This is a genomic window from Ferviditalea candida, assembly GCF_035282765.1.
Taxonomy (GTDB): Bacteria; Bacillota; Bacilli; order Paenibacillales; family KCTC-25726; genus Ferviditalea; species Ferviditalea candida.
This window is the reverse complement of record NZ_JAYJLD010000009.1, coordinates 16569-31889: the sequence shown is the minus strand read 5'-3', so window position 1 is coordinate 31889 and position 15321 is coordinate 16569. Positions and strand designations below refer to the sequence as shown.

The following is a 15321-nucleotide window of genomic DNA, read 5'->3' as shown; positions in this document are numbered from 1 at the left end:
TCGTTTCACCTCCCCCGGCGTCACATGAATATCGTCGGGTCGCCGGCGGCCTCCGTCAGCCTTCCGTCCCGCATCAGGCCCATCCGCTCCAGCCACCTCTCGAATTCGGGCGCCGGTCTCAAGCCCAGAAGCTCCCTCAGGCTGGCGATATCGTGATAGCTCGTCGATTGATAGTTGAGCATGCAGTCATCGGCCATCGGCGCGCCGATAATATAATTCACGCCGGCTGCCGCCAGCAGGACCGCCAGATTATCCATATCGTTCTGATCCGCCTTCATGTGATTTGTATAGCACACATCCACGCCCATCGGGATTTGCTGCAGCTTGCCCATGAAGTGATCCTCCAGGCCGGCCCGGATCACCTGCTTGCTGTCATACAAATATTCCGGGCCGATGAAGCCGACCACCGTATTGAGAATAAACGGACGGTATCTGCGAGCCAGCCCGTAGCACCGCGCTTCCAGCGTCACCTGATCGATGCCGTGATGCGCCTCGGCGGACAATTCGGAGCCCTGGCCCGTCTCGAAGTACCAGACATTGGGTCCGGCGGCGGTCCCCTCCTTGCGGATCAATTCGTCCGCTTCATCCAGCAGCGCCAGGTCGATGCCGAATGCCTTGTTCCCCTGCTCCGTGCCGGCCAGACTTTGGAAGATCAGATCGGCCGGAGCTCCCTGGCGGATCGCCCTCATCTGCGTTGATACGTGCGCGAGCACGCAGTTTTGCGTGGGAATTCCCCATTTGCCCATCACCTCTTTGGTCATATGAAGAATTTCCTTGACGCTGTCCGTCGTGTCGATCACCGGATTGATCCCGATCACCGCATCTCCGATCCCGTACGAGAGCGCTTCAAACAGCGAAGCCTTGATTCCCTGAATGCTGTCCGTAGGATGATTCGGCTGCGCCCTCCCCGACAATACGCCTTTTTGTCCGATCGTAATATTGCAGCGTGACGTCACTTCGATTTTCGCCGCAGCCTGGACCAAATCCAGATTGGACATGATTTTGGCGGTGGCCGCGACCATTTCGCTCGTCAAGCCCCTGCTGATTCTCTGGATGGCGGATAAGTCCGTTGCATGGCTTAACAAAGCCTCCCTGAGCTCGGCGACCGTCCAATTGCGGATTTCGTTGTAGATCCTCTCATTGACTTGTTCTTCGATGACTCTGGATACTTCGTCCGCTTCCGGGGGAAGGACGGGATGGCTGCGGATATCGGAAAGGGTCAAATCGGCGAGCAAATATTTGGCGGCGATCCGCTCCCGCGCATCCTCCGCTGCGATTCCCGCCAGCTGGTCGCCGGATTTTTCCTCGTTCGCTTTCGCCATAATGTCCTTCAAATCTTTGAATTGATACGTTTTCCCCAGCAGGGTAATGTTCGTTTTCAAGTGCTACTCACCTCGCTTTGTCATGAAAAACAAGCGTTTTGACGATAACCGGAAGCATGCCGCCGGCAAGCTGCTCGCCCAAATCCAGGTAATCTCCGTGCTGCGCCGTGATTTGGTCAATGCTCAAAATGCGGAGCTCCCCCCCGCAGCGGATGTGCAAAGCGTGGCCCAGCGCTTTGGCCATATCGTTCTCCGCGATCACCGCCAAAATCCGCGTGTACGGAAAACGTTCCCGATACGCTTCCGACAGCTGCTCAGCAAGCATCTGCAACTCCGAATAGGAGCAGTATGCCAAGCCGGCGATCAAAACGGCAAACGGCGGAACCGCATCGTCCCCGGAGGAATACCAGTCCGCCCCGAGCTCAAGCTCCCGCTGAAGCAAGGAGCGCAGCAGCTCCGGCTGCCGCAAATGATGCTCGCCCAGCTCCAGCCTCAATACCGGCAGATTGCGGACAGGCAGGAGCGACGCGTCGACGAATACGGTGGATCCGCTCAGTTCCGTAGTCTGCATGCCGGCTCCGATAACCGTCGCCCGGATGGTCTCAGCAGGCTGCCGCCATTCGAAGGGATAGGATTGGGCGGCCTTTCGAACGGCCTGTGCCAGCACCGGGCCGAAATCTCCGTACCGCGCCGCCTGCCGCAGATTAGCCGGGGGGTTCAGAAGCGCCATATCCCCGATCCCTCCGGACACCGTCAATTCCGCGAACTCCGGCAAAGCCCGCAGTTCATTGCCGACGATCAGAAGGCCCGCCGTCGGATCCTTATGCGATCCGGTCAAATAATCAAACATGCTTCTGCATAAGGAATCCGCGATATCCTGCAGGCCCGCTAAGGAGACCCTGCCGCCGATTTCAAGGTCATACCCGTAGGCCTCGAGCCAGTCCCCCAGCGCTTTGGATATTCCCGTTATCCTGCCGGCAGAATCGATACGAAGCAAGCGTCCTCCCACATGGAAGGTCACGGTGCCGACGCATCTGCCGCGATGGAAAAACGCAGTGTTGGCCGTGCCGCCTCCGATATCGATATTGGCTGCAACCTCCTGAATATGCCGGGAACGCTCTTCCGCGCCCGCGCCTTTTCCGGCAAGAACCGCTTCCAGCTCCGCACCGGCCGTGGCGACGACAAAATCTCCGGAACGTTCAGCCAAATAGTGAACAAATTGCTCGGCGTTCCGTTTGTTCGCCGTTTCGCCGGTAATGATCACCGCTCCCGACTTTATTTCGGACAGCCGCAAATCGGCTTTTCGGTATTCCTCCTCGAGAATTCGCACTGTCTGCTCCATATCGATTTCTTGTTCGTTTTTCAGCGGCGTTGCGTAAATTCCGCTCCGGTAAACCAGCTCCCTGTCCGTAATCCGATACCGGGGAAGGGACAAAGGTCCGGACGCCCTGGAAATCTTCAGACGGCTGACGATGAATTTGGTCGTGCTCGTGCCCAAATCAATGCCGACGCTGGTCATCCACTGAGCCTGTTCCCTCGAAACTGCCGGATCATTCCGCATACCGTCACTCATTCAGCCTCCCGGAACAATCCGTCGCGAATTCTTCATCCAATAATCGTCTGGCCAGCTTTTCTATCGGTATTCTTTCCGTCATGCTTTGCTTGCGCATCCACCTGTATGCTTCATCCTCGCTCATGGACCGGATCTGCATGAGCCTTCCCTTTGCGATCTCGATCGCTTTGCGCGCCTCCAGATTGTGCTGAAGCTCGCTGATATTGCCTTTCAGCGCATCCATCCGCTGTTTTTGCCCGACGGCCATTTCGACTGAAGGAAACAGATTCCTTTCCGTGACCGGCTTGACCAGATAGGCGGCAACGCCGGCCTTTCTGGCATCTTGAATCAAATCCCGCTGGCTGTATGCCGTCAGCAAAAGCACCGCGCAATCGAGCTTTTTCCGGATGATCTCCGACGCTTTGATTCCGTTCATTTTCGGCATTTTCACATCCATAATGATCAAATCCGGCTCATGCTTGAATGCCATCTCGACGGCGATCTCCCCGTCTTTGGCCTCGCCGACCACATGGTAGCCTTCTTCCTCAAGCATTTCCTTGATATCCATCCGGATGATCGGATCGTCATCAACGACCAGAATTTTTGTCCGCATCATGCATCAATCCCTCCGAAATGGGAAAAGTGATTTGAACTTCCGTGCCCAACCCGTAATCATGAAACTCCAATATCCCGCACAGATCCTCCTTGACGAGCGTTTCCACGATTTTGAGCCCGAGCCTGCCGCGATTCGCCAAAACACTTGCGGGATAGTCCCCGATGCCGATCCCGTCATCCGACAAATGAATCTGCACAAACTGATTGTTGTGGAACAGCTCGATCTCGATAAACCCCTTTCTCCTGCTGCTGAACGCATGCACGACGGAATTTTGGATCAGTTCATTGATCACCAGCGCCAGGGTTGTCGCTTTATCCGCCGGAATCAAGAGGGCCGCTCCGCTGACATTGATGCCGATCGTCTGGTCGGGCTTTGCCGCGCTCGAAATGATGATTTTACCGATGCGCTCCACAACCTCCCTAAAGTCGATGGCATCCAAGCCTTCATATGCGAGTATTTCATGAATAACCGCAATGCTGTTGATCCGGTTGATGCTGTCGAGAAATATGCCCTTCACTTCTTCGGATTCGATCCTGCGACTCTGCAGGCGCAGCAGGCTGGATACGGTTTGCAGATTGTTTTTGACCCGGTGGTGGATTTCCTTGATGACCGCAGATTTGATCATCAGCTGCTTTTCCTTTTCCTTCAAATCGGTAATATCCCGGATCAGGATCAACCCGCCCACCGCTTGATGAGCCCTGTAAAGAGATACATACTTCACTTCCAGACTGACGGCCCCCATCTGCAGCTCTTCACAGAACATACCTCCCTGCAGCAGCAGATCCTTGGACAATTTTCCGAAAAACATCTGCTCGATTTTTTGGCCCTTGACCGGTGCTTCATTCCCGACGCTGATCAGCAAATCGAACGCGCGTGCATTCGTATATGTAATCCGGTGCTCCTGGTCGATCAGAACGAGTCCTTCATGCATCAGCGACGTCACCTGTCCCTCCGACATGGCCACACCCAGCAGTGTTTCGCTCAGCTGTTCGGTGGTTTCCATCAGCAGCTCAACGTTTTTCTCCTGCTCGACCTTATCGGAGATATCCTGTTCCAGTATGAACGCGCCGATGATCCTGCCTGAAGCTTGAATCGGCACGACATTCTGCTGCATGACGATATTTTCCTGCGAGATGCCCCTGGACCCGATAACAGGCTGACCGGACAGCAGACTGAAAAGAACGGCCGGTTCATGCTTGGCATAGGCCAGCTGGCCGACGACAGAGGTATGGTACAAGGATTGAGCCGTTTTCGGGTGCGCCTGAGCGACGACCAGCGCGGCACCCTTCTCCGGAACGGGACAATCAATGAACACGTCCGCTTGGGAGATATCTGCATAGATTTGCAAAAAATCGGCCATTTCCTCGATGATTTGAATATCCTTGTCCTCCAGCGTCGTTCTTTCCCTGCAAAGTTCCCGGATCTGACTCATTGGCTTCATCCTTTTTATTCGAATATTGTGATTATTCTTATTTTAACAATCCCAATATTTCAAGCAACAGGTTTTTCAGGGGCTCGATCCCTTCCTTCGTCACCGCGGAGGTGAGATGAATTTCCCCTTGCGGCAGCGATTGCCGCAGCAATTTTTGCGCCAGCCCGGGATCGGCGTCGGGATGGTCGATCTTGGTGATGACCCCGATCGCGCCGATCGGAAAGCCGGAGGCGAAGCCAGGGGGAAAGGAATTGCGTTTTCTGGTGGCATCTTGCACAAGCACCAGCAATTTGGCCTGCATTGCGGTCACCATCAGGCTTCGGTAGTACAGCGGATTCTCCGTGTATTCGCCGGGGGTGTCGATCAGCCAATCCTTGAATTCCAAAGCCTGCGTTTTCTTCGCCGGCTGCTCCTCGCCCGCCAGCGCTTTGATTAGGGACGACTTGCCCGAGCCGACCGCGCCGATCATCATGACTCTGTTCATGGCTACGACCTCGACAGCAGCGCAGGAGTAAATTTCAGCTTCCGGCTTAAAAAGCTGTTGACCGCCTCCATCGCCATTTCGACGGCGGCAACCTCTCCCGTTATGACAAGCGAGCCCGTAAACCGGTCCAGATAACCCACATCCACATCAGCGGCCTTGGTGGCGATATCCGCTGCAATAATCGAGGTTTCCGTAGGGGTCAGCGTCAGAATTCCGATGGCGCCCGCTTCATCAATTCCCAGCTTCGTATACAGGACCGGGTCGGGATTGGCAATAACGTGGGCCAGCGTCACCTGCTTGCCGGGGACATACTCTTGGATCACTCTTTGCTTTTCCTGTTCCACCGAGCTCCTCCTTTCAGGCTCATCTTTCCCTTCATGTCCCACCTATTCGGCATGCCTGGCTTCTTCGATCACTTCGAAGGAATCGACAATCCCCACAATGACCGCATCTATCGGCACGGTTTTGTCCTTGAACAGAATCCGGGCCGGCGTCCCGCGTGAAACGATGACCTTTTCCCCCATGCCTGCGCCGATCCTGTCGGCGGCAACGACCGGCTGTCCGCCCTCATCTCCCCGCAAATCCATGGGTTGCACGATCAGCAGCTTCAAATTCTCCATGCCGGCTTCCTTCTGCGTAGCCCAGACGCTTCCTATCACTTTACCCAGAAACATGCGGCTCACCTATCCTCCGAATATTGGACGGAAATTTTTTGCTCCTTCAACAGATCGAGCGCCAGCGGGGAAATGACCGTTTCTTTTCGCATCCGAATCTCCCGTATGTTTTGTTCCGCAAAGGAGCGGACCTGCTGCGCCGTGATCAGCTTTTCCGGGAACACCATAATGTCTGTCGGTATGTCCGCGGTACGCTTTCCGTCTTTCTCCGGCATGCTGTCTACGCTCGCCGGTTTTTCCGCACTCAGCCTTTCGGTTACGGCCTTGGCCAGTTGCTTCTGCTCGCAAAACGCGATGCCCAGCTCGCGCAGCTGCCCCATATAACGGCGGAACAACTTCGCGTACGGGACCGGCAGCTCCAATACCCGCAAGCTTCGTCGATCGGAACGCTTGATTCCCGGCACGTCCGAACCGACTATTACAAATTTATTCAGCGTCAATGCCGAAAATACAATTTCAGCCTTCACCGTCCCCTTCATTCCGGCTGCGATTCTGGCGGCGTTGTCCAAATCGATTTCCGGTATCACCACTCCGGCATATTCCTTGGAGAGCTCTATCGGAGCCGGAGCGTACTCATCCGCCGCGATAACCTTTCCGGATCCCGCGCATTCCAGCCGGTGAAATCCCAGCCAAGCCGATGTTTCCCCGTCCAAAAACAGCATGTCATAGGCAATCCCCTGATTTTGCAGCTCAATGAACGTATCGGAGAAAGGTTCGTGCGCGCTGCTGTCGCAGAAGATAAAGAGCACCTTCGGACGCTTCGGCTTTTCCAAGGCCTGAATCCATTCCCGGGCAAATTGCTCCACCCAGCGTCTGATTTCCGCTTCCATGTCATCCACCCCTTAGGCCTCCGGCCAACAAAACTCCGTTGACGCCGGCCAGCTCCACAGCATCGCCCGTTTTCAAATGCCCCGCATTCGCTTCATCCGTATCCACATGGAAATCCAGGGAAAACGACGGATGAATTCTGACGATGACGTCGCAATACATGACCGGTCTGTCGCCCAGCGTTCTCAGCATCATTCGGTCTCCGCCGCCGACTCCGAACGTCCGCGCCTCCTCCGGCGACAGATGCACATGATTTTTGGCGACAATCACGCCCTCGGTTAGCGCGATGCGTCCTTCCGGACCTTCCAGGATCATGCCCGGGGTTCCGGAGAGATCTCCGGACAAGCGGACGGGAGCGTGAATCCCCAGCAGGAATCCGTCGGTTCTTGAAATTTCCACCTGTGTCTGTCCCCTTGCCGGACCAAGCACCCTGACCCCGTGGAGCGCGCCCTTTGGACCGAACAGCGACACTTTCTCCTCGGCTGCATACTGACCTTTCTGCGACAGCTCCCTCCAGGGAGAAAGCGCATATCCTTTGCCGAACAGCCGCTCCACATCCTCGGGCGACAAATGCACATGGCGGTTGGAAACGCCGACCGGAATGCGCGGAATTCGCGGGGATCCGGAATCCCCATTCCGATCCTCGGCAGAATCTCCTTGCTGTTGAACACTCAACCGAATGCCTCTGGAATTCAAAAAGTCCTTCGCCGCCGGTGTCAGTTTATCGTTGCGCATTATCGAATACGGATTCGGAATGCCTTTGGCGAGCATCGCCCGCAGCATCGTTTCGGTAACCAGAGTCATGGATTAAAACCTCAGTTTCCTTCAAGCTTTGGAAGGATATGCTCAATATCCGAATGCGGTCTCGGAATGACATGCACGGACACCAGTTCTCCCACCTTCTCCGCCGCCGCGGCCCCGGCATCGGTTGCCGCTTTCACGGCGCCGACGTCTCCCCGTACCATTACCGTAACAAGACCGCCGCCGACGTGCACCTTGCCGATCAGATGAACATTCGCCGCCTTGACCATGGCGTCCGCCGCCTCGATCGAGCCTACCAGCCCCTTCGTTTCCACCATCCCCAATGCAGTCAATTCTCCTGCCATTGCAATTCCCCCTTACACGTCATAAGTTTTGTTCATGCTTTCATTTCGGACAGCACTCTTTTAACGATTTCCTCTACGTCCTTCCTGCTGATGCTTATTTTGCTGTTCACGGTTTCCTTCAGGTCTTCGCCCGGTTCGCTCACCTCCCGATTCATTTCCCGTATGCCGAAGGCCACCCGCTTGATATTCAGCAAATGCTGCGGACCGATATTATCGGAGGTGATGTTGTTTCCATAGGAGCCGCATCCCAAGGTCATTGAAGGGAAGAGCCCCGTCGTAGCGCCGATGCCCCCGAAGGTGGTGCCGGTGTTGACCACAATGCGGGACGCCGGTTTTTCCAGCCCGAACGCTTCGATAACGGACTGCTCTTCGCAATGAATCCCCAGCGTATGCCCCAAACCTCCAAATTCCAACAGCTCGATGCTCTTGGCGCATCCCTCCTGCCAATTTAGGACGGTATACAACGCCAGAACGGGACTCAGCTTCTCAATCGCAAACGGAACGTCCTTCCCGACAGAATCTTCTTCGGCAATCAGCACACGCGTATCCGCAGGAACGGTAATTCCCGCCATCTCCGCAATCGTCTGCGGCGGTTTGCCGACAATCGACGGATTGAGTCCGGAACCGCTCATAATCACCCCGGCCACTTTGTCTTTTTCGGAGGGATTGAGAAAGTAAGCGCCTTGGTCTTTCAATTCTCCGACCAGTTCTTCTTTGACTGCCCGATCGACGATCAGGGCCTGCTCGGAAGCGCAGATCGTGCCGTAATCAAAGGTTTTGCTCTGAATAATTCGTCTGACCGCTTCTTTGATGTTGGCGCTTGAATGAATATAGACCGGCACGTTTCCCGGTCCGACGCCGAGCGCCGGTTTGCCCGAGCTGTAAGCCGCCTTGACCATCGCCGTCCCGCCCGTTGCCAGAATCATGTCGGTCAGCTTGTGGGACATCAGCTCGCGTGTGGCGGCTAATGTCGGCTGAGTCAGGCAGTGAATGACGCCTGCCGGCGCGCCTGCCTGCTCTGCCGCCCGGGCCATGACGCCGGCGGTTTCCGCGCAGCACCGGGCTGCCGAAGGATGCGGGCTGAAGACGATGGCGTTCCGGGCTTTCAGGGCAATCAGCGACTTGAATATCACCGTCGAGGTCGGATTCGTCGAAGGAATAATGCCTGCGACGATGCCCACCGGTTGGGCAACCTCCCAAACCTTGGCCGCCTCGTCGCGGCGGATGATGCCGACGGTTTTCATGCCTTGGATGGCGGCGTGCACATCCCTGGCTGCGAACAGATTCTTCGCCGTCTTGTCCTCGACCCTGCCGAACCCGGTTTCCTCGCAGGCGAGGGCTGCCAGCCTTCGCGCTTCAAGCTCCGCACCCTTGGCCATGCTTGCCACAATCGCATCGATTTCTTCCTGGGACAGCCGCTCCAGCAGCTTCTGCGCATGCTTCGCTTCCTGAAGCGCATTGCGCACGTCCTGGATCGACTGAAGATCGGGATCAAGCTTTGTCATGCGGCATCCCCCCCTTCTTTGCATATGGTTCCAGCAGCGACAGCAGCTGTTGTTTGTTGGCCCGGCTGATTTCGCGTCCGGCAAGCGGGAAACCGGCAAACCCTCGGGCCAGCCTGCGCAGCTCCGTCACGCTGTACGCTTGCAGATGGGACGGCTCTTGTTTTTCTCCGGCGCGCTTTTCATCCTTCCCTTCCGGAGCCGAATTCCGGAACTGCCTGATGAGCATCGGTACCTCCCGGTCAGGGCGCGGAATCACATGCGAATGGAGAAGCTCCCCCGTTTCGCGTGCGGCTGCTGCGCCGGCGCCGACCGCCGCTGTGACTGAGGCGACATCGCCGAGGATATACACCGTCACGATGCCCGCATCCGCTTGCTCATAGGCGGCCACCCGGACGGAGGCCGCTTTGGCTGCGGCATCGGCGGCTGCAATCAGCGCCGGCAGACCGCGGGTCTCAATCATGCCGAGCGCATAGGACTCCGTTTTCAATCGTCATCCCCCTCCGTGCTCACGATTTGATCGGCTGGCCGGCCACACCGGACACCGCAGCCTCAAACGCTTTTGCCGCCGCGGTGCAGGACGATTGGGTGCCTGTCAGAATACCGCCGGCAAAATTGGTTTCCGTAGGCGGCCCGTAAAACCGGCAGAGCGTAACATCCGCCGCTTTCAGTGCAGCATCCAAACCGACAACGGCTTCCAGCGGCGGGGCGATCAAATAAGCGAGCGGTTCTCCCTCGGCAATTCCCGCAACCTTGGACAAATACGTGCCGGAACGGGAAATCACGTGCGCATAATACGCATGGCTGCCATCTTCGTTCAGTGAATAAAAGCAGGCGCCCTCGGCCATTAACGCAATTGCCGCATCCAATCCGCTTCTGACCTCCGCAGGATTTTCCCCGCCGATAATTCCGATAAATTCACCGCTCAGCGGTCCTGAAGCGTGAGCGGAACCGGCATAGAACGACTTCGCGTATACGACTTCCACCGCCGCTTTTTTTGTCGCTTCATCCACCGCGGTATATCCCACATCGTCAATCGTCGACGTCAGCAGTCCCAAGCTTCTTATATTAGGCGCCAAGCTCAAGGCTCTCGCCAGGCCTTCTTCAACGTTGGGAATCACCTGAACCGCCAACGGCACCGCCTTGATCGGTCGATGGCTCATGCCGCATTCCTCCGTTGTAAATTATTGGCAAAAACAAAAAGACGCCCAGGCATAACGAAATTCGTTACGTCCCGAGGCGTCGTTGCCTCAAAAATATTCTGTTGCACATATATATTTCAATTAAAATTAATTCGATTGTAAATGATCAGCCCAATTTTGACAAGTAGTTTTCTGAATTTTCTGTTCGTGTTGTTTTTTTATTGTATACGAGGGTTACTCGCACTCCACATTCCTGACCCCGGGAATCCCGGGAAGCGCCAGCAGAACCTTTTGAAAATGCGCGGGCTTGCCGGCTTTGACCAGCAAGCGCACGGTCACCACCCGTTCCTCCGCTTCGGTCCCGACGATGGGATTTTCGATTTGGATTTTGTGGATCGACAGACCGAACTCGGCAATCTTCGCAAGCGTCACGTTCAAAGCGGTTGAGCCATCGGGAATCTGAATCCGGATTTCCCTGAATTTCTTTGTTTGGGAAAAAGATTTCTCCAGCTTATTCAGCAGAAACAAACTGAACAGCACCATCACGGTAACCAGTACACTGCCGAAATAAAATCCGGCGCCGACCGACAGGCCGATTGCCGAAACGACCCAAAGAGAAGCCGCTGTGGTCAATCCGGTAATGGACACTCCCGTTCGGAGAATCGTCCCCGCCCCCAAAAAACCGACGCCGCTGATCACCTGGGCCGCCAAACGCGCCGGATCCATACGGACATTCGACTCCGCGGCAAACTGGGTAAAGCCGTATATGGACAGGATCATGATGAGTGCGGAGCCGAGACAGACAAGGATATGCGTGCGAAATCCGGCAGGGTGATAGCCGAATTCCCTTTCAAGTCCGATCAGTCCTCCAAGCACGGCGGCGAGAACCAAGCGGAGCGTCAGCTCAATATAAGAAATTTCCCATATTCCGGAATGCAGGGATTCAGCCATGGCGATTCTTCCTTCCCTTGACAGCGAAAACACCGCAGTTAATAGCAAAATAGCGTGTTTTATACTATGCGGTCGCCTAGAAGAAGGACACGATTTTACAAGCTTTGCAAACGGAATATTTCCCCCAGTTTGAGGATTTTTAATCCGGTGCCGGGAAGTCCACGGTTCAGCCAGGCCTGTTCCAAACCGTCAAGCGCTTTTCGGGGCGTATCATCGGCCAGGCGTAAAGCGCCGTAATGCATTGGAATAAAATAAACGGAGGGAGAACAATCTCCGGCAGCCAAGGATTTCAGCACCCATCCCCCCAGTGGGAAGCATTCATGTCCCAGGGCGTCCTCTGTGTCCAATGCTGAGCCGGAACAAAGCTGAATCGGACGCCGGCAAGTTCCACCGAAGACCACCAGCTCAGTTCCCTCGTCCTTCGAAAATCATTACGTATCAGCGGACCGCTCAACCCCTCGGGCACAAAAAATACGGAATCTCCTTTCACGCTGCGCAGCGATGGAAAATGAAAATGATCATAATGGCTGTGGGAAATCAGCACAACATCGATCTCAGGCATGGCGGCCGGATCCGTCACTATATTCAAGCCTTCCATCCGGATCAGAAAGGTCGCATGCTCGATCCAAGTGATGACCGGTTGGCGCTTATTTTTGCCGAATTTTCCCATGCTCTTTATTTTCGCTGACCGCCGGTTTTTCCGTCTCCATCTTCCAAAATCCGTTTCATGCGCAGGGGATAATTCGTGATGACGGCGTCCACTTCGTTCGCAATCATTCGGCGGATATCTTCCTCCCGATCCACGGTGTAGGGACGGATTTTCAAGCCCGCCCGGTGCGCGCCCTGAACGATTTCCGGAACGGCGCTGTAGTGCAGCGGATGGATTGCATTCGCACCAAGCCGCAAAGCGTAATCCCACGGCTCGAACAAACCGGCTGCATACAAGACGGCTCGTTCCAGATCGGGAGCAAGTTCGGCCAGCTTGACGAGGCTGTAATGATTGAACGAGGACAAGATCACCCGCCGCTCCATCGCGTACTGCCGGACAAGTCGAATCACCCCTTCTTCCATTTCGGGATACGGGATGATGCCGTTCTTCAACTCAATGTTCAACAACATACGGGTCGGAGCCAAAAGCTCCAGCACTTCCGACAGCAGCGGAACCCGCTCACCCGCATACGCTTTGAAGCCATGGCCGGCATCCGCGCGGCGGATTTGCTCATAGGTCATGCCTGCGACCAGCCCGCTTGAATCGGTTGTCCGGTCCAGGGTCTCATCGTGAATGACGACGATGCGGCCGTCTTTCGTCATCTGCACATCCAATTCAATCCCGTCGGCATGCTGGACGATGGCCACCCTGAAGGCCGACAAGGTATTTTCCGGCGCCTCCCCCGAAGCCCCGCGGTGGGCAATGATGAGCGGTTGCATAACGAACCCCTTTCGCTCTGGATATTCCTTATTCAATCAAGATATTCTCTTATCATCCCGTTATTCCCCTTCGATCACGTATAACAAGCAAGCATTCAGTGATTATAGCGGTTCCGTCACGTACGCCGCCAAAAGCGCCGCCGTCTGGACGATGGAGTCGAGATGCGTTCGCTCCATACCGTGTGAAGCGTGAACACCGGGGCCTACAAGGCCCGCACGGATATTGCCGCCGCCCCTCAGCGCCGCCGACGCGTCGGAGCCGTAATGGGGGGATATGTCTACCGGATAGGCCAAGCGTTCCCGCTCGGCCAGTTCGATCATCCGGCTGACGATCCGGTAATCGCAAGGGCCGCTCGAATCTTTGGCGCATATCGAAACCGCCTGCTCCGATCCGTTCAAATCGTCGCCGAGCGCTCCCATATCGACCGCGACTGGGGATATTCAGTAAATCCTCCAACATGTGAAGCAAATATTGCCGATCCACTTGATTCTTGAGCATATCAGGCCGTTCCTTTCCGCCGAAAGCAGCTTTTGTTTACACATTTACTGCTTTCATTTGCAAATAATCTCCATTTTATTCTAACAATCCGGCGCTGGAGTTACCACTGCTCCGAACTTTCGAAGCCAATGGTGGTATTGGACGTCCCCTTCTCTGGCAGGGTTATCCGACTTCGCCAGCCAACATGGTTGATGCCGCCTGTTCCGGGGTTTGCCTTCCAACCCTCCGCACACTGCCTTGCGGCCAGAGCACTGCTGGTCAGCCATACACTTCCGCCACCTCGCGGTGTGTTCGGGTCTTTCACCCGTTAGCACGATGCGCTGCCAAGCGCACCAGCAAAAGCCGCCGGTAATCCGGCGGCTTCGCGAATGATTGCAAAAAACTTCTGCTTTCGATGCTTGTCGAGCTGTTGATGCTGTTGATGCTGTCAATATCGGAAACGATTAAACCGTATGCGCCGGCGTAAACTGTTCCTCTTCGGTAGAACCGGTCAGCGCCGTAGTCGAGGAGTTTCCTCCGGCAATCGCTTGAGCCACTTCGTCGAAGTAGCCGGTGCCGACCTCGCGTTGGTGCCGTGTCGCTTCATAACCGTAAGCCTCGCTGCTGAATTCGGCCTGCTGCAATTCGGAATAGGCGGCCATTCCTCTTTCCTTGTAGGCCCGAGCCAGCTCGAACATGCTGTGGTTGAGCGCATGGAAACCGGCCAGTGTGACGAACTGGAACTTGTAGCCCATTTTGGCCAGCTCCTTCTGGAAATTCGCGATCGTATCCTCATCCAGCTTCCGCTTCCAGTTGAAGGAAGGCGAGCAGTTATAGGCGAGCATTTTGTCCGGGTATTTCGCATGAATGGCGTCGGCGAATCTTCTAGCTTCCTCCAGGTTCGGCTCGGAGGTTTCGCACCAGATCATGTCGGCGTACGGAGCATAGGCCAAGCCTCTGGCGATCGCCTGATCCAGGCCTTCTCTCACATAGTAAAAGCCTTCCGGGGAACGCTGTCCGGTCAGGAAAGGATGATCGTAGGAATCGGCGTCGCTGGTCAAAAGCCGTGCTGCGTTCGCATCGGTTCTGGCAATGACGATCGTCTCCGTGCCCATGACATCGGCGGCGAAACGGGCGGCAACGAGATTTTTGACGGCTTGCTGGGTCGGAAGCAGCACCTTGCCGCCCATATGTCCGCATTTTTTCTCGGAGGACAGCTGGTCTTCGAAGTGAACGGCCGCAGCACCGGATTCGATCATCATTTTCATCAATTCAAAGACGTTCAGCGGTCCGCCGAACCCGGCCTCCGCATCGGCGACGATCGGCACGAAGAAATCAATGTCGCCCTTGCCTTCGGAATATTGGATTTGATCGGCGCGCTGCAGCGCCTGGTTGATCCTCTTGACGACATGCGGTACGCTGTTGGCCGGGTACAGGCTCTGATCCGGGTACATATGTCCGGAAAGGTTGGCATCGGCAGCGACCTGCCATCCGCTCAAATAGATCGCCTGCAGGCCTGCTTTGACCTGCTGCACCGCCTGATTTCCGGTTAAAGCGCCAAGCGCGTTGATGTAATCCTCGGTATGAAGCTGCTTCCATAAGCGTGCGGCTCCGCGTTTGGCCAGCGTATGCTCGATCATTACGGAACCGCGGAGGCGTACGACGTCTTCCGCCGAATAAGGACGGGTAATTCCTTTCCAACGCTCTGACTTCCATTGCTCCCTCAGTTGATCTGCAGCTTGCTTTTTACGATTTTCCATTTGTTTTCTCCCCTTTTATTTAAAGTTTATGAATCCAATTGATAAA

General features: G+C 55.6%; 18 protein-coding genes and 1 pseudogene. All 19 read right to left on the bottom strand.

Annotated elements, in window-relative coordinates:
• Positions 1-20 precede the first annotated feature (20 nt).
• Positions 21-1382, bottom strand: coding sequence for an ethanolamine ammonia-lyase subunit EutB (locus tag VF724_RS08125; protein WP_371753733.1), 1362 nt, complete (start codon positions 1380-1382; stop codon positions 21-23).
• 7 nt (positions 1383-1389) lie between these two features.
• Complete coding sequence (locus VF724_RS08120; RefSeq protein ID WP_371753732.1) at positions 1390-2895, bottom strand: ethanolamine ammonia-lyase reactivating factor EutA; 1506 nt, start codon at positions 2893-2895, stop codon at positions 1390-1392.
• On the bottom strand, positions 2888-3490 hold the full coding sequence (locus VF724_RS08115) for an ANTAR domain-containing response regulator (protein ID WP_371753731.1): 603 nt from the start codon (positions 3488-3490) through the stop codon (positions 2888-2890). Before VF724_RS08115 ends, VF724_RS08120 begins: the two co-directional genes overlap by 8 nt.
• Complete coding sequence (locus VF724_RS08110) at positions 3462-4922, bottom strand: sensor histidine kinase (protein WP_371753730.1); 1461 nt, start codon at positions 4920-4922, stop codon at positions 3462-3464. Before VF724_RS08110 ends, VF724_RS08115 begins: the two co-directional genes overlap by 29 nt.
• Before the next feature lie 37 nt (positions 4923-4959).
• Positions 4960-5406 carry a EutP/PduV family microcompartment system protein gene (locus VF724_RS08105; protein WP_371753729.1) on the bottom strand — a complete coding sequence of 149 codons (447 nt, stop codon included), beginning with the start codon at positions 5404-5406 and terminating at the stop codon, positions 4960-4962.
• A 2-nt stretch (positions 5407-5408) separates the two neighbouring features.
• The gene (gene eutS, locus VF724_RS08100) at positions 5409-5750 is read right to left on the bottom strand and encodes an ethanolamine utilization microcompartment protein EutS (RefSeq protein WP_371753728.1); all 342 of its coding nucleotides are present in this window, start codon (positions 5748-5750) and stop codon (positions 5409-5411) included.
• 42 nt (positions 5751-5792) lie between these two features.
• Positions 5793-6080 carry a EutN/CcmL family microcompartment protein gene (locus VF724_RS08095; protein ID WP_371753850.1) on the bottom strand — a complete coding sequence of 96 codons (288 nt, stop codon included), beginning with the start codon at positions 6078-6080 and terminating at the stop codon, positions 5793-5795.
• Between the two features lie 5 nt (positions 6081-6085).
• A complete protein-coding gene (locus VF724_RS08090) occupies positions 6086-6910 on the bottom strand; it encodes a hypothetical protein (protein ID WP_371753849.1) in 825 nt (274 codons plus the stop codon).
• Between the two features lies 1 nt (position 6911).
• Entirely contained in the window at positions 6912-7712 is an 801-nt protein-coding gene (pduL, locus tag VF724_RS08085; protein ID WP_371753727.1) for a phosphate propanoyltransferase, read from the bottom strand.
• Between the two features lie 11 nt (positions 7713-7723).
• A complete protein-coding gene (locus VF724_RS08080; RefSeq protein ID WP_371753726.1) occupies positions 7724-8014 on the bottom strand; it encodes a BMC domain-containing protein in 291 nt (96 codons plus the stop codon).
• A 32-nt stretch (positions 8015-8046) separates the two neighbouring features.
• Entirely contained in the window at positions 8047-9519 is a 1473-nt protein-coding gene (locus VF724_RS08075) for an acetaldehyde dehydrogenase (acetylating) (RefSeq protein ID WP_371753725.1), read from the bottom strand.
• A complete protein-coding gene (locus tag VF724_RS08070) occupies positions 9506-10006 on the bottom strand; it encodes a BMC domain-containing protein (protein WP_371753724.1) in 501 nt (166 codons plus the stop codon). The genes VF724_RS08075 and VF724_RS08070 overlap by 14 nt, the downstream gene beginning before the upstream one ends.
• Positions 10007-10025: 19 nt before the next feature.
• Entirely contained in the window at positions 10026-10679 is a 654-nt protein-coding gene (gene eutL, locus VF724_RS08065; protein ID WP_371753723.1) for an ethanolamine utilization microcompartment protein EutL, read from the bottom strand.
• A 213-nt stretch (positions 10680-10892) separates the two neighbouring features.
• Positions 10893-11609, bottom strand: coding sequence for an MgtC/SapB family protein (locus VF724_RS08060; RefSeq protein ID WP_371753722.1), 717 nt, complete (start codon positions 11607-11609; stop codon positions 10893-10895).
• Between the two features lie 95 nt (positions 11610-11704).
• A complete protein-coding gene (locus tag VF724_RS08055; protein WP_371753721.1) occupies positions 11705-11905 on the bottom strand; it encodes a hypothetical protein in 201 nt (66 codons plus the stop codon).
• Positions 11899-12279 (bottom strand): MBL fold metallo-hydrolase, encoded by a 381-nt coding sequence (locus VF724_RS08050; protein WP_371753720.1) that lies wholly within the window; start codon positions 12277-12279, stop codon positions 11899-11901. Before VF724_RS08050 ends, VF724_RS08055 begins: the two co-directional genes overlap by 7 nt.
• Positions 12280-12284: 5 nt before the next feature.
• Positions 12285-13037, bottom strand: a complete 753-nt coding sequence (locus VF724_RS08045) for a glycerophosphodiester phosphodiesterase (RefSeq protein ID WP_371753719.1) — start codon at positions 13035-13037, stop codon at positions 12285-12287.
• A gap of 102 nt (positions 13038-13139) precedes the next feature.
• Positions 13140-13469, bottom strand: a pseudogene (locus VF724_RS08040) (M42 family metallopeptidase); the annotation flags it as partial.
• 510 nt (positions 13470-13979) lie between these two features.
• Positions 13980-15275, bottom strand: a complete 1296-nt coding sequence (gene aceA / locus VF724_RS08035; RefSeq protein WP_371753718.1) for an isocitrate lyase — start codon at positions 15273-15275, stop codon at positions 13980-13982.
• Positions 15276-15321 lie beyond the last annotated feature (46 nt).